The organism is Streptomyces flaveolus (assembly GCF_014648815.1).
Taxonomy (GTDB): domain Bacteria; phylum Actinomycetota; class Actinomycetes; order Streptomycetales; family Streptomycetaceae; genus Streptomyces; species Streptomyces flaveolus.
The window spans coordinates 308,337-323,141 of sequence record NZ_BMRV01000005.1 but is presented as its reverse complement, the minus strand read 5'-3'; the positions used below and the strand labels follow the sequence as shown (position 1 = coordinate 323,141).

The following is a 14,805-nucleotide window of genomic DNA, read 5'->3' as shown; positions in this document are numbered from 1 at the left end:
CTGGATCAGTCCTTCTTCCGCTTCGTCCGCCGCGCGGCCGGGATCGTACGGCCGACGATCACGGTGCGCCGCGGCTCCTTGGGCGGGCCCGCGGGCACGTCCTCCTTGCGACCGCCGAGTGCCCTGCGCACGCCGTATCCGAACGCCGCGACCTTGACCAGCGGTCCGCCGAAGGTGGAGGCCACGGTGGTCGACAGCGCCGAGGCGTTCGACGTGACCTCCTGGACGTCGGAGGCGATCGCGTCGACCCGGTCGATCTGGGTCTGCGCGGAGCGCACCGCCGAGGAGGCGTCGGCCAGCAGCGGGACGGCCTGGTCGGTCACGTCCGCCACCAGCTTGGTGGTCGCCCTGAGCGTCTGGGCCAGCCTCGCCAGTGCGACGGCGAGGAAGGAGACCAGGATCGCCCAGAAGACGGCCACCAGGATCCCGGCCACCTCACCACCGGACACTGTGCACCCGCTCCCTGAAACGTGCCTGAACATCGAGAACATCGAGAAAGTCGTGCACCGAGCCTATCGCGCCGGGCGCGGGGCTCCGTACCGGATTGCCGTCCGCGGACGGCGAAGTCGGGCGAAGCGATTGTACGGAGTGAATACGGGCCAGTACGCTCCGTGTTCCATGCGAGATCAACGGCGCGACGGCAGCTCACCGCACGGCAACCTTCCGCTGGAACTCGACGTCTTCGTGGGGCGCGCGGCGGAACTCGCCGGGCTGGCCCGGGCTCTCGACGCCGCCCGGCTGGTGACGGTGACCGGGGCGGGCGGGGTCGGCAAGTCCCGCCTGGCGGCGCGGGCGGCGGCCCGGTGCGCGCCCCGGGACGGGGTCTGGCGGGTGGACCTGGCGCCGGTGCGCGATCCGGAGTTCGTCGACTACGCGGTGGTGGAGGCGCTCGGCCTGACCGACCACACGACGCGCCTGCCCCGCGAGACGCTGCTCGCGCACCTCGCCGAGCGGGAGCTGCTGCTGGTGCTGGACGGGGTCGAGCACCTGGTGGACGCCTGCGGCGCGCTGGCGACGGCCCTGCTGGGCCGCGCACCGGGGCTGCGGGTGCTGGCGGTCGGGCGCAGGCCGCTGGGCGTGGCCGGGGAGCGGCTGATTCCGCTGGCGCCGCTGGGCGCGGAGGAGGCGGTGGAACTGCTGACGGTCCGGGCGGCGCAGCGGGATCTCGCGTGCGCCGACGCCTTGGACACCGAGGCCGAGGGAGTGCTGCGGGAGCTGTGCCGGCGGCTGGACGGGATCCCGCTGGCGATCGAGCTGGCCGCCGGGCGGCTGGACGCGCTGTCGCCGGAGCAGGTGCTGCGGCGGCTGGACGACCGCTTCCGGCTGCTGACCGGCGGGGACCGTGCCGCGCTGCCCCGGCACCGGACGCTGCGCACCGCGATCGGCTGGAGCCATGAGCTGTGCACGCCGGAGGAACGGCTGCTGTGGGCCCGGTTGTCGGTGTTCACGGGGTCGTTCGACCTGGAGGCCGCCGAGTACGTGTGCAGCGGCGAGGGCCTGCCCGCCGACGAGGTGCTCGACGTGGTCTGCGCACTGCTGGCGCAGTCGGTGCTGACGCGCGAGGAGACGCCGGCCGGGGTCCGGTACCGGATGCTCGACACGGTGCGGGCGTACGGCGCCGACTGGCTGGAGGCGACGGGCGACGCCGCGCGGCTGCGGCGTCGCCACCGGGACTGGTACGTGGGGCTCGCGACCTGGTGCGAGCTGGACTGGTTCTCGCCGCGCCAGCGCGAGGTGGCCGCCCGGGTGGAGGCCGAGCTGCCGAATCTGCGCGGCGCCCTGGAGTACTGCCTGGCCGAGCCGGACGAGGCACACCTGGGCCAGTACCTGGCGGGTGCCCTGTGGTTCCACTGGGTCGGCTGCGGGCGGCTGTCGGAGGGACGGCGCTGGCTGGAGCAGGCGGTGCGGCTGGACGTGGAGGGGCCGGCGGGCGAGCAGTCCCGGCTGAAGGCGCTGTGGGTGCTCGGCTACGTGGCGATCCTTCAGGGCGACACCGTTCCCGCGCTGGCGGCGCTCCACGAGTGCCGGGAGGAGGCCGAGCGGGCGGAGAACCCGACGGCGGTGGCGTACGCGGAGCACCGCACCGGCTGTCTGGCACTGGTCACGGACGACATGCCGCGCGCGGAGACGCTGCTGCGGTCGGCGCTGCGCCGTTACCGGCAGATCGGCGAGCTCAACACCAACGTGCTGATGGGTCAGGTGGAGCTGGCGATGACGCGGGCGTTCCAGGGCGATCTGCCGGACGCGGTGCGGTTGTGCGAGGACGTGCGCCAGGTGTGCGAGGACCACGGCGAGCGCTGGGCCCGGGGGTACGCGCTGTACGTGCTGGCGTACGCGGCCTGGAGCGAGGGCGATCCGGTGCGCGCCCGTGAGCTGCTGGCCGACTGTCTGGCCGGCGCCCACCGCTTCCGGGACCAGCTGGGTTCGGTGCTGGCGGTGGAGCTGCTGGCCCTGGTCACGGTGGCGGAGGGCGATGCGGCGGAGGCCGCGGTGCTGCAGGGGGCGGCGGGGCGGATGTGGCCGTCGGTGGGGCTGCCGCTGTTCGGTTCGGCGCACTACAACGCGCCGCACGAGCTGTGCGAGGCGACGGCCCGGGAGCAGCTGGGCGACGAGCGGTACGAGGAGCACGTGCGGCACGGGGCGCGGCTCGGCCGCGCGGAGGCGGTGACGCGGGCGCTGCGGCGGCCGGGGGCGGCGGCGCTGCCGGCGCCGCGCGGGGCGGGCCGGCCGACGGCGGGTGCGCACAGCGCGAAGCCCGCCGCCTCGCCCACCCGGAGGGGCGGGGAGACAGCGGGCTGAGGTACCGCGGTGGTACTGACGTCCGGCTGGATCAGCGGGCGTAGTACTCGACGACGAGCTGCTCGTCGCAGATCACCGGGATCTCCTTGCGGTTCGGCTCGCGGTCCAGGCGGAACGCCAGGGCCTTGAGGTTCACCTGGAGGTAGCGCGGGGTCTCACCCTCGGGGGCGAAGCCACCCTCACGGGCGATCGTGAAGAGGGTCTTCTCCTTGGAGCGCTCGCGCACCTGCACGACGTCGTCCGGACGGACACGGAAGGACGGCTTGTCGACCTTCTGGCCGTTGACCTGGATGTGGCCGTGGACGACCATCTGGCGGGCCTGGTAGATCGTGCGGGCGATGCCCGAACGCAGGACCAGCGCGTCGAGACGACGCTCGAGCTCGATGACCAGGGCCTCGCCGGTCTTCATGTTGGTCTTGGAGGCACGCTCGTAGGCGCGGACGAGCTGACGCTCGCTGAGGTCGTACTGCGCGCGCAGACGCTGCTTCTCGAGCAGACGGACCTTGTAGTCCGAGTTCTGCTTGCGGCCGCGGCCGTGCTCACCCGGCGGGTAGGGGCGGGCCTCGAAGTACTTGACGGCCTTCGGCGTCAGCGCGATGCCGAGGGCACGCGACTTCTTGACCTTGGGGCGGGACTGGTTCGCCACTGTGTCTCTTTCCTAGTTTCCGGCTTGTCAGGGTTGAGGGAGGTCGCATCCGCAGCCGGGGAAACCCGTCGGGTCCGCGTGGGACCTGCCGGGCAGCCGCTCCCCTGGTCTGGGCACATACGTGCAGCACGCGAGTGGCCCACCGACCGCTCCCGGAACTCCGGGGTGGTGGTGGGCTGCCCGCGACACCGATCGACGGTGCGCGACGCTCCTGGAACCCGCTGGGGGTTCCGGCTGGTTGTCCCGTTCTGACTGCACGGGACTCAGCACTTCGGGCGATTCTACAGGCTGCTCAGGACCGCTTGCGACCGAGGTGCTCCCGGGTCCATTCCACCGCGTCCGCGTACCTGGCCTCGGCACCGTGCCGGGTCGGGGCGTAGTACGTCCGGTCCTTCAGCTCGTCCGGGGCGTACTGCTGGGCCGCGATGCCCTCAGGCAGGTCGTGCGGGTACACGTAGCCCTGCCCGTGACCGAGCTTGCCCGCGCCCTTGTAGTGGCTGTCGCGCAGGTGCGCCGGAACCGGTCCGGCGTGCCCCTTGCGTACGTCGTCCAGGGCGGCGCCGATGGCGGTGGTGGCGGCGTTGGACTTGGGGGCGAGGGCCAGGGCGATGGTGGCGTGGCTGAGGGTGAGGGCGGCCTCGGGGAAGCCGATCATGGCGACGGCCTGGGCGGCGGCGACGGCGATCGGCAGCGCGTTCGGGTCGGCGAGGCCGATGTCCTCGCTGGCGGAGATCATCAGGCGGCGGGCGATGAAGCGGGGGTCCTCGCCGGCCTCGATCATCCGGGCCAGGTAGTGCAGGGCGGCGTCCACGTCGGAGCCGCGGATGGACTTGATCAGGGCGCTGGCGACGTCGTAGTGCTGGTCGCCGTCGCGGTCGTACTTCACCGCGGCCCGGTCGACGGTCTCCTCCAGCGTGGCCAGGGTGACCTCGGCCTCGCCCTTGTCGAGCGCGGCGCCGGCGGCGGCCTCCAGGGCGGTCAGCGCGCGGCGGGCGTCGCCGCCGGCGATGCGCAGCAGATGGTTCTCGGTGTCCTCGGGGAGCGTGACGGCCTCCTTGAGGCCGCGTTCGTCGGTCAGGGCGCGGCGGAGCAGGCCCCGGACGTCGTCGTCGGTGAGGGGTTCGAGGGTGAGCAGGAGGGAGCGGGAGAGCAGCGGGGAGATGACCGAGAAGTACGGGTTCTCCGTGGTGGCGGCGATCAGGGTGACCCAGCGGTTCTCGACGGCCGGGAGCAGGGAGTCCTGCTGCGCCTTGCTGAAGCGGTGGATCTCGTCGAGGAAGAGGACGGTCTCCTTGCCGTATCCCCCGACGGCGCGGCGGGCGCCGTCGATGACCGCGCGGACCTCCTTGACGCCCGCGGTGATCGCCGACAGCTCCACGAACCGCTTGTTGGTGGCCTTGGAGACGACGTACGCCAGGGTCGTCTTGCCGGTGCCCGGCGGGCCCCAGAGGATCACGGAGGAGGGTCCGGCGGGACCGGACGCGCCCTCGCCGACCAGTCTGCGCAGCGGTGAGCCGGGCTTGAGGAGGTGCTGCTGACCGACGACCTCGTCGAGGGTGCGCGGACGCATCCGCACGGCGAGGGGGCTGCCGGTCGGGTCCTTCTCCTGGCGTTCTTCTGCTGCGGCGGTGAACAGGTCGGGCTCCACGCAAGAACCCTAAAGGACCGCACTGACAACGCGGCGCGCTGTCAGCTGGTCCAGAAGTCCCACCAGCGGGTCAGGATCATCATGCCGATGATGCCGATGTGCAGCACCGGCAGGACCCAGGTGAACTCGCCGAAGAAGCCGCGCAGCCAGTTCGGCGCGGGCAGGAAGCCCTTGCGGACGTTGAAGGACGTCACGTACCAGAACATCAGGATGGTGGCGACCCAGGCCAGGCAGCACCACAGGCACAGCGCGTTGATCCGGTACAGGGACTGGAACTGCAGCCACGTGACGAATCCGACGCCGAACAGGCAGCCGGCGTTGAAGGTGAGCCAGTACCAGCGCGGGAAGCGGGCCCGGGCGAGCAGGCTCATGCCGACGCAGACGACGATGCCGTAGGTCACCAGGCCGAGCATCGGGTTCGGGAAGCCGAAGGCGGCGGCCTGGTCGCTCTCCATGACGCTGCCGCAGGAGACGACCGGGTTCAGGCTGCATCCGGGGGTGAACGTCGTGCCCGCGACCTTGGCCTCGAGCAGCTTGAACTTGTCGAGCGTGATGATCCACGAGGAGAGCACCCCGGCGGCGCCCGTGATCACCAGCAGCAGGGCGAAGGCGCGGCTGCCGCCCTCGGTGCGCGGCGTTCCGGTGGGTTCCGGCGCGGGCTCTGCCACGGTGGAGACGTCCTTCACTGTCGTCTTGCTCATCACGCCGATTCCGTCACTTGAGTGGGACCTGCTTCGGGCAGGGCCATTGTGCCGCATGGGCCTGTGCGCGCACCGTTCGCTGAACATAAGAACGCACCGGTGATGGCCCCTGGGCGTGGCGTTCCGGCCGATGTCCGTTCGCCGGGGGCACACGCGAGCGAACGCGTGCACCCCTGCGGCGTAACGGCGCTAGCCGAGCCGCGACTCCAGCTCCGCGACGATCTCGTTGACGCCGATAGCGCTCTGCTCGCCGGACTCCATGTCCTTGAGCTGGACGACGCCTTCGGCGAGGTCGCGCTCGCCGAGGACCAGGGCGTAGCGCGCGCCCGAGCGGTTGGCCGCCTTCATCGCGGCCTTCAGGCCCTTGCCGCCGTAGGAGAAGTCGGCGGCGACGCCGTTCTTGCGCAGCTCGGTGACCTTGGCGAACAGGATCCGGCGGGCCTCCTCGCCGAGCGGGACGGCGAAGACGGAGGTGGCGGACGGGATGTCCAGTTCGATGCCCTCCGCCTCCAGGGCGAGGACGGTGCGGTCGACGCCGAGGGCCCAGCCCACGGACGGCAGGGCCGGGCCGCCGATCATCTCGGACAGGCCGTCGTAGCGGCCGCCGCCGCCGACCGCGGACTGGGAGCCGAGGCCGTCGTGGACGAACTCGAAGGTGGTGCGCGTGTAGTAGTCCAGGCCGCGCACCAGCTTCGGGTCGTCCTCGAAGACGACGCCCGCCGCCGTGATCAGATCGCGGACCTCCTCGTGGTACGCCTTGCAGGCGTCGCACAGGTAGTCGCGCAGCAACGGGGCGCCGGTGAGCTGCTTCTGCACGTCCGGGCGCTTGTCGTCCAGGACGCGCAGCGGGTTGATCTCGGCGCGGCGCAGCGTCTCCTCGTCCAGGTCGAGGCCGCGCAGGAAGTCCTGGAGCGCGGCCCGGTAGACGGGGCGGCACTCCTTGTCGCCCAGGGAGTTGAGCAGGATGCGGAAGTTCTGCAGGCCCAACGAGCGGTACGACTGGTCGGCCAGGATGATCAGTTCGGCGTCCAGCGCCGGGTCCTCGGCGCCGATCGCCTCGGCGCCGACCTGGGAGAAGTGGCGGTAACGGCCCTTCTGCGGGCGCTCGTAGCGGTACTGGGAGCCCGAGTACCAGACCTTCACCGGCAGGTTGCCCGCCTTGTGAAGGTTGGCCTCTAGGACGGCGCGCAGCACGGGCGCGGTGGTCTCCGGGCGCAGGGCGAGTCGGTCGCCGCCCTTGGTCTCGAAGACGTACATCTCCTTGGTCACGATGTCGGTGGACTCGCCGACACCGCGCGCGAACAGCTCGACGTTCTCGAAGCCGGGCGTCTCGATGTAGCCGTAACCGGAGTTGCGCAGGGGGGCGGCGATCGCCTCGCGGACGGCCAGGTACTTGGCGGAGTCCGGCGGCAGCAGGTCGTACGTGCCCTTGGGGGCCTTGAAGGTGCTCACGGAAGGTCTCTCGTCACATTCCTCGTCGGGGAGCCTCGGGGGCGCCCTGGCCGGCCGCCACCTGCCGCAGATACGGGTTGGTGGCGCGTTCCTGGCCGATGGTCGTCTGGGGGCCGTGGCCGGACAGCACCACGGTCGGGTCGTCGAGCGGCAGGACCACGCGGGCGAGGGACGCCAGCATGTCGTCCATGGAGCCGCCCGGCATGTCCGTGCGTCCGATGGAGCCGGCGAACAGCAGGTCGCCCGAGAAGAGGATCGGCGGGATGTCCGCCGCCTCGGGCAGGCCGAAGGTCACCGACCCCTTGGTATGGCCCGGCGCGTGCGCGACCGTCAGCTCCATGCCCGCCAGCTCCAGCTTCGCGCCGTCGGTCAGCTCCCTGACGTGGTCCGGCTCCCCCACGGTGAGCTCGCCCATGAGCGGCATGCCGATGGAGCGGCCGATCCCCTTCTCGGGGTCGCTCATCATGTAGCGGTCGTCGGGGTGGATCCAGGCGGGCACGTCGTGCGCGCCGCACACGGGGACGACCGAGGCCACGTGGTCGATGTGGCCGTGGGTGAGGACGACGGCGACGGGCTTGAGCCGATGCTTGGCGAGTGCCTCCTCGACGCCCTGCGCGGCCTGGTGGCCGGGGTCGATGATCACGCACTCCTCACCCGCGGCGGGGGCGACGAGGTAACAGTTCGTCCCCCAGGCCCCGGCGGGGAACCCGGCAATGAGCACGATCGTCCTTCGTTTGTGTCGGTACGGGTGGCTTGCGGGCGGGCTGCGCCCGTGGTCAGAGCCTACCGGCGGTGCCGTTTCCTCAGCGAACCCATATACGGTACGGGGCTACACGCACGCGGTCGGTTCGTCACGCGCACGCGTACCGGTCGGCACACACGACGCATGAGGAGAGAACCCGGTGGTCAGCCAGGAGCAGCGGCGGCGTCAGCTCGCCCGGGAGAAGTTCTTGCGGCAGCAGCAGCGACGTACCTCGGCGCGACGCAAGGCGCGCATGCGCAACGCGGCGATCGCCTCGGTGCTCGGCGTCATCCTGATCGGCAGCGTCGCGCTGTACACGACCGGGGTGGTCCTCGGGGACGACGACGACAAGACGAACGCGAGCGCGGAGGTCACGCCGAGCGCCTCCGCGAGCAGCAAGGCGCCGGACCCGTGCGACAAGCCCGCCGGGGGCAAGGCCAAGACGCAGACCTGGAAGAAGGAACCTGCGATGGCCATCGACAAGTCGGCGAAGTACACGATGAAGCTGTCGACGACCTGCGGCGAGATAGACATCGCGCTGAAGGCGTCGGCGGCGCCGCACACGGTCAACTCGTTCGCCTTCCTCGCGGGCAAGGGCTACTTCGACCACACGAAGTGCCACCGGCTGACCGACCAGGGCATCTACGTGCTCCAGTGCGGCGACCCGCAGGGCACCGGTGCGGGCGGCCCCGGCTACACGCTTCCCGACGAGAACCTGAAGGACAAGAGCCTCACGGGCAACGTCTACCCGGCGGGCACGGTGGCGATGGCCAACCAGTACAACGCGCAGACGCAGCAGGGGCGCAATACGGGAGGCAGCCAGTTCTTCCTGGTCTACCAGGACAGCCAGCTGCCGCCGGACTACACGCCGTTCGGCACGGTGTCCGAGGCCGGCATGAAGGTGCTCAAGAAGATCGCGGACGCCGGGGCCCAGGCCATGGACCCGACGACCGGGAACACCGCGCCCAACGCGACGGTCGTCATCAACAAGGCGACGGTGGCGAAATCCTGAGCCCCAACTGCGGAATTTCGGTCGCGCGGGATGCGGACAGGCCCCCCGCCGGTCGCCTATGTTGGCCGTGACGAAACTGTGGACGATGCCCGGGGGTAGCAAAGCCCTCCGCAGGCATCATGTGGAGGAGGCGCTGTGAGCAGCGACCCGTGGGGCCGCGTCGACGAGACGGGGACCGTGTACGTGCGTACGGCCGACGGCGAGCAGGTCGTCGGTTCCTGGCAGGCAGGCTCCCCCGAGGAAGCGCTGGCCTATTTCGAACGCAAGTACGAGGGCCTGGTTGTCGAGATCGGCCTCCTCGAGAAGCGTGTGAAGACCACCGACCTGTCGTCGAAGGACGCCCTGGCCGCCGTCGAGCACCTGCGCGAGCAGGTGGACGCGCACCACGCGGTCGGTGACCTGGAAGCGCTGCGGGCCCGGCTGGACAAGCTGGTCGAGCTGGTGGGCAAGCGCCGCGAGGAGCGCAAGGCACAGCGTGCCAAGCAGTCCGACGAGGCGCGGGGCGCCAAGGAGGCGCTGGTCGCGGAGGCCGAGGAGCTGGCGCAGTCCGACCAGTGGCGGGCGGCCGGCGAGCGGCTGCGGTCGCTGGTGGACACCTGGAAGGGGCTGCCGCGCCTGGACCGCAAGTCCGACGACGAGCTGTGGCACCGCTTCTCGCATGCGCGCTCGGCGTTCTCCAAGCGCCGCAAGCAGCACTTCGCGCAGCTGGACGCGCAGCGCGAGGAGGCCCGCCGGACCAAGGAACGGCTGGTCGCGGAGGCCGAGGCGCTGGCGAACTCGACGGACTGGGGCCCGACGGCCGCGCGGTACCGCGATCTGATGTCCGAGTGGAAGGCCGCTGGCCGCGCCCAGCGCGAGCACGAGGACGACCTGTGGAACCGCTTCCGCGGCGCCCAGGACGTCTTCTTCGCCGCCCGCAGCTCGGTCTTCGCCGAACGGGACGCGGAGCAGACGGAGAACCTCAAGCTCAAGGAGGAGCTCGCCGAGGAGGCCGAGAAGATCCTGCCGGTCACGGACCTCAAGGCCGCCCGCGCCGCGTTCCGCTCGGTCAACGAGCGCTGGGAGGCCATCGGCCACGTGCCGCGTGACGCCCGGCCGAAGGTCGAGGGCCGGATGCACGCCGTGGAGCGGGCGATCCAGGAGGCCGAGGAGACGGAGTGGCGCCGGACCAACCCGGAGGCACGCGCGCGTGCCGAGGGTCTGACCGGTCAGCTCCAGGCCGCCGTGGACAAGCTGCGTTCCCAGATCGAGCAGGCGCGCGCCCAGGGCAACAACGCCAAGGCCGACAAGCTCCAGCGGGAGCTGGACGGCCGCCAGGCACTGCTGGACCAGGCCCTCAAGGGCCTGCAGGAGTTCGGCGGCTGAGACTGCCCGAGCACACGAGAGGGGCTCCCGTACACCGCGTACGGGAGCCCCTCTCGTGTGTGCCTGTGCGGGCCGCTACGACGGCCTGCGCGCCGACGTCACCCGGTACACGTCGTACACGCCCTCCACGCCCCGCACGGCCTTCAGGACGTGCCCGAGGTGCTTCGGGTCGCCCATCTCGAAGGTGAAGCGCGAGGTGGCGACGCGGTCGCGGGAGGTCTGGACGGCCGCGGAGAGGATGTTGACGTGCTGGTCGGACAGCACGCGCGTGACGTCCGACAGCAGCCGGGAGCGGTCCAGCGCCTCGACCTGGATGGCGACGAGGAAGACCGAGGACTGGGTGGGCGCCCACTCGACCTCGAGGATGCGCTCGGGCTCGCGGGACAGCGAGTCCACGTTCACACAGTCGCTGCGGTGCACCGAGACGCCACTGCCGCGGGTGACGAAGCCGATGATCGGGTCGCCGGGGACGGGCGTACAGCAGCGGGCCAGCTTGACCCACACGTCCTCGACGCCCTTGACGACGACACCCGGGTCGGCGCTGGTGCGCCGCTTGCGCCCGCGACCGCGCGAGGGCGGTACCGACTCGTCGATCTCCTCGGTGGCGGCCTCCTCGCCGCCGAGTGCCTGGACCAGCTTCTGCACGATGTTCTGCGCGGAGACATGACCCTCGCCGATCGCCGCGTACAGCGCGGAGATGTCCGAGTACCGCATCTCGTGCGCCAGCGTGACCAGGGAGTCGCCGGTCAGGATGCGCTGGATCGGGAGGTTCTGCTTGCGCATGGCGCGGACGATGGCGTCCTTGCCCTGCTCGATCGCCTCGTCGCGACGCTCCTTGGAGAACCACGCGCGGATCTTGTTGCGGGCCCGCGGCGACTTCACGAAGCCGAGCCAGTCGCGGGAGGGGCCCGCGCCGGCCGCCTTGGAGGTGAAGACCTCCACCAGGTCGCCGTTGTCCAGCGTGGACTCCAGCGGGACGAGCCGGCCGTTGACCCGTGCCCCTATGGTGCGGTGACCGACCTCGGTGTGCACCGCGTAGGCGAAGTCCACGGGCGTGGCCCCGGCAGGGAGCGCTATGACGTCGCCCTTGGGCGTGAAGACGAAGACCTCGTTGCGGGAGAGGTCGAAGCGCAGGGACTCCAGGAACTCGCCGGGGTCCTCGGTCTCCTTCTGCCAGTCCAGCAGCTGCCGCAGCCACGCCATGTCGTTGATGGCGTCCTTGTCCTTGCCGGACGACTTCGGCACGTCGGTGCGGACCTTGGAGGCGCCGGCGACGGCCTCCTGCTTGTACTTCCAGTGCGCGGCGATGCCGTACTCGGCGCGGCGGTGCATGTCGAAGGTGCGGATCTGCAGCTCCACCGGCTTGCCGTTGGGTCCGATGACCGTCGTGTGCAGCGACTGGTACATGTTGAACTTGGGCATCGCGATGTAGTCCTTGAACCGCCCCGGAACCGGGTTCCAGCGGGCGTGGACCGTGCCCAGTGCCGCGTAGCAGTCGCGGACGGTGTCCACCAGGACGCGGATGCCCACCAGGTCGTAGATCTCCGCGAAGTCACGGCCGCGGACGATCATCTTCTGGTAGACGCTGTAGTAGTGCTTGGGGCGGCCGGTGACGGTCGCCTTGATGCGGGCCGCGCGCAGGTCCTGCTGGACCTCGTCGGTGACGATGGCGAGGTACTCGTCGCGCTTGGGGGCGCGCTCGGCGACCAGGCGGACGATCTCGTCGTACATCTTGGGGTAGAGGATCGCGAAGGCGAGGTCCTCCAGCTCCCACTTGATGGTGTTCATGCCCAGCCGGTGGGCGAGCGGCGCGTAGATCTCCAGGGTCTCGCGCGCCTTCTTCTCCTGCTTCTCGCGCTTGAGGTAGCGCATGGTGCGCATGTTGTGCAGGCGGTCGGCGAGCTTGATGACCAGGACGCGGGGGTCCTTGGCCATGGCGACGACCATCTTGCGCACGGTCTCCGCCTGCGCGGCCTCGCCGAACTTGACCTTGTCCAGCTTGGTGACGCCGTCGACGAGCAGGGCGACGACGTCGCCGAAGTCTCGGCGCAGGTCCTCCAGGCCGTACTCGGTGTCCTCGACGGTGTCGTGCAGCAGCCCGGCCATCAGCGTGGCCGGGTCCATGCCGAGTTCGGCGAGGATCGTGGTGACGGCGAGGGGGTGCGTGATGTACGGGTCGCCGCTCTTGCGCTTCTGACCGCGGTGCCAGCGCTCGGCGACCTGGTAGGCGCGCTCGATCTGGCGCAGCGTCGCCGTCTCGATCTTCGGGTCGTTGCTGCGCACTATCCGCAGCAGCGGCTCCAGGACCGGGTTGTACGGGTTCGCGCGCTGCACGCCGAGGCGGGCGAGGCGGGCGCGGACGCGGTTGGAGGAGCCGGAGCGGGCCGGCTGCCCGGCGGGCGTGCGGACCACGGGCGCGTTCTGGGGGCGCTCGGGCGGCAGCGGCTTGGGACGCGGCTGCTGCTCGGCGGGCTTGTCGACCGGCGCGGACGGGGCATGCTGGATCGGCCCGTGCGTGTCGTTCTTCGCCTGGGGTGCGCTCGGCGCGGGCTTCGCCGCGGGCGCCGAGGCGGACTCGGGCTTTGCGGCGGTCAGTGGCTGGGCCTCGTCTGGCAAGAGGACTCCTCGTGCGCGATCCGGGTCGCCCGGTCAGGCTCCGGAAACCCCATGGTAGCGATCCTGCCCTCCAGGATCGCCTTCAGGCCGAATGAGGGCCCTCGACGGGAGAAACGCCTGAGGCGGGCGCCGGATTCCTCCGGGCCCGCCTCCCTGTGCGGCACAGGCCGCGTCAGACGGTGAGCAGCGCCTCCAGCGGGGCGCCGGCCAGAGCGGGCTCCAGCCGCGCACGCCCGTCGAGGAAGCCCAGCTCCATCAGCACGGCGAGGCCCGCGACCTGCGCGCCCGCCCTGCGGATGAGCTGGACGGATGCCTCGGCGGTGCCTCCGGTGGCGAGGACGTCGTCGACGATCAGCACGCGGTCGTCGGCGCTCAGGTCCTCGGCGTGCACCTCGATCTCGGCCGACCCGTACTCCAGGTCGTAGGCCTGGCCGAGAGTGGCTCCGGGGAGCTTGCCCGCCTTGCGCACGGGGACGAAGCCGAGGCCGGAGCGCAGGGCGACCGGGGCGCCGAGGATGAAGCCCCGGGCCTCCAGCCCGACGACCTTGGTGGCGCCGGTCCGCCCGGCGACCTCGGCGAGGGCGTCGGTGAGCGCGGTGAACGCCGCCGGGTCGGCCAGGAGCGGGGTGATGTCCTTGAACACCACGCCCGGCTCCGGGTAGTCGGCCACGTCGCGGATGCGGCTGAGCAGCAGTTCCTGGATACCGGTCATCGGCGCTTCCCCGAGGGTCGGCCGCGGCCCCGGTTGCGGGACGCGGGCTGGTTGCGGGGGCCGACGACCGCGGGGGCGACGTCGTCGTCCTCGTCGTCGTACGGCCCGTCGGTGACGGGTGCCTCCGCCGGCTCGGCCCCGCCCTGGGCGCGCTTGGCGAGGACGCGCTTCTTGAGGGCCTTCATCTGCGGCTCGGCCTCCTTGAGGTCGGCGACCAGCGGCGTGGCGATGAAGATCGAGGAGTACGCACCGGCCGCGAGGCCCACGAACAGCGACAGCGAGATGTCGTTGAGCATGCCGGCGCCCAGGACACCGCCACCGATGAACAGCAGGCCGCCCACCGGGAGCAGCGCGACCACCGTGGTGTTGATGGAGCGGACCAGGGTGCTGTTGATCGAACGGTTGGCGATCTCGCTGTAGGTCCAGCGGTTCTGCTTGGTGATGTCCTTCGTCTGCTCCTTGAGGCTGTCGAAGACGACGACCGTGTCGTAGAGCGAGTAACCGAGGATCGTGAGCAGACCGATCACCGTGCCCGGCGTGACCTCGAAGCCGACGAGGGCGTAGATGCCGGTGGTGATGGTGATGTCGTGGATCAGCGCGATGAACGCGGCGAGCGCCATGCGCCACTCGAAGGCGATCGCCAGGTAGATCACGACGAGGACCATGAAGATCCCGAGGCCCTGCCAGGCCTTGTTCGCGATCTGGTCACCCCAGCTGGGGCCGACCAGGTCGGCGTTGATCTTCTCCGCGTCGACCTTCAGGTCCTTGGCGAGGTCGTCCTTGATCTGGTCCGACTTGTCGGTGTCGATGCCCGCGATCTGGATGCGCAGGCTGCCGTCGCCGAGCTTCTGGACGATCGCGTCGTGGCCGGAGGCCTCCTCCGCGTACGTCTCCGCCTGCGACACCGAGGCGCTCATGTTCTTCGGGCTGGTGAAGACCGCACCGCCCTGGAACTCGATGCCCATGTGCAGGCCGCGCACCGCCAGGCCCACGATCGCCGTGATGGTGATCAGGATGGAGATGCCGTACCAGATCTTGCGGTTCTTGATGAAGTCGTAGCCGACCTCGCCATGGTGCAGCCGGGCGCCGAGCTTGCCGAGTTTCGACATCTC

Annotated in this window: 12 protein-coding genes; 3 read left to right on the top strand and 9 right to left on the bottom strand. The window is 70.8% G+C overall.

From position 1 onward, the window contains the following. Positions 1 to 5: 5 nt before the first annotated feature. Complete coding sequence (locus IEZ05_RS15255) at positions 6 to 482, bottom strand: DUF948 domain-containing protein (RefSeq protein WP_189230628.1); 477 nt, start codon at positions 480 to 482, stop codon at positions 6 to 8. Between the two features lie 136 nt (positions 483 to 618). Here IEZ05_RS15255 and IEZ05_RS15250 point away from each other — a divergent pair, with 136 nt between their 5' ends. Then, complete coding sequence (locus IEZ05_RS15250) at positions 619 to 2,799, top strand: ATP-binding protein (protein WP_189230746.1); 2,181 nt, start codon at positions 619 to 621, stop codon at positions 2,797 to 2,799. 31 nt (positions 2,800 to 2,830) lie between these two features. On the opposite strand, the gene rpsD is transcribed toward IEZ05_RS15250, so the two are convergent. From rpsD to IEZ05_RS15225, 5 genes are all read right to left on the bottom strand, one after another. Then, positions 2,831 to 3,445, bottom strand: a complete 615-nt coding sequence (rpsD, locus tag IEZ05_RS15245) for a 30S ribosomal protein S4 (protein ID WP_030973190.1) — start codon at positions 3,443 to 3,445, stop codon at positions 2,831 to 2,833. A 292-nt stretch (positions 3,446 to 3,737) separates the two neighbouring features. After that, positions 3,738 to 5,093: a replication-associated recombination protein A gene (locus IEZ05_RS15240; RefSeq protein WP_189230627.1), complete on the bottom strand. Its 1,356-nt coding sequence runs from the start codon at positions 5,091 to 5,093 to the stop codon at positions 3,738 to 3,740. A 41-nt stretch (positions 5,094 to 5,134) separates the two neighbouring features. Continuing rightward, positions 5,135 to 5,794, bottom strand: a complete 660-nt coding sequence (locus tag IEZ05_RS15235; protein WP_189230626.1) for a vitamin K epoxide reductase family protein — start codon at positions 5,792 to 5,794, stop codon at positions 5,135 to 5,137. A 189-nt stretch (positions 5,795 to 5,983) separates the two neighbouring features. Beyond that, complete coding sequence (hisS, locus tag IEZ05_RS15230; RefSeq protein WP_189230625.1) at positions 5,984 to 7,246, bottom strand: histidine--tRNA ligase; 1,263 nt, start codon at positions 7,244 to 7,246, stop codon at positions 5,984 to 5,986. 13 nt (positions 7,247 to 7,259) lie between these two features. Beyond that, positions 7,260 to 7,967 (bottom strand): MBL fold metallo-hydrolase, encoded by a 708-nt coding sequence (locus tag IEZ05_RS15225; RefSeq protein ID WP_189230624.1) that lies wholly within the window; start codon positions 7,965 to 7,967, stop codon positions 7,260 to 7,262. A gap of 181 nt (positions 7,968 to 8,148) precedes the next feature. On the opposite strand from IEZ05_RS15225, the gene IEZ05_RS15220 reads away from it, so the two are divergent. Continuing rightward, positions 8,149 to 9,000 (top strand): peptidylprolyl isomerase, encoded by an 852-nt coding sequence (locus IEZ05_RS15220; protein WP_189230623.1) that lies wholly within the window; start codon positions 8,149 to 8,151, stop codon positions 8,998 to 9,000. 135 nt (positions 9,001 to 9,135) lie between these two features. Further along, positions 9,136 to 10,365: a DUF349 domain-containing protein gene (locus IEZ05_RS15215; protein WP_189230622.1), complete on the top strand. Its 1,230-nt coding sequence runs from the start codon at positions 9,136 to 9,138 to the stop codon at positions 10,363 to 10,365. 75 nt (positions 10,366 to 10,440) lie between these two features. On the opposite strand, the gene relA is transcribed toward IEZ05_RS15215, so the two are convergent. The 3 genes from relA to secF all read right to left on the bottom strand — a co-directional run bounded on the left by relA (position 10,441) and on the right by secF (position 14,802). Further along, the gene (gene relA, locus IEZ05_RS15210) at positions 10,441 to 12,981 is read right to left on the bottom strand and encodes a GTP pyrophosphokinase (protein ID WP_189230621.1); all 2,541 of its coding nucleotides are present in this window, start codon (positions 12,979 to 12,981) and stop codon (positions 10,441 to 10,443) included. 172 nt (positions 12,982 to 13,153) lie between these two features. Further along, the gene (locus IEZ05_RS15205) at positions 13,154 to 13,693 is read right to left on the bottom strand and encodes an adenine phosphoribosyltransferase (RefSeq protein ID WP_189230620.1); all 540 of its coding nucleotides are present in this window, start codon (positions 13,691 to 13,693) and stop codon (positions 13,154 to 13,156) included. Further along, entirely contained in the window at positions 13,690 to 14,802 is a 1,113-nt protein-coding gene (gene secF / locus IEZ05_RS15200; protein ID WP_189230619.1) for a protein translocase subunit SecF, read from the bottom strand. The genes IEZ05_RS15205 and secF overlap by 4 nt, the downstream gene beginning before the upstream one ends. Between the last annotated feature and the right edge of the window lie 3 nt (positions 14,803 to 14,805).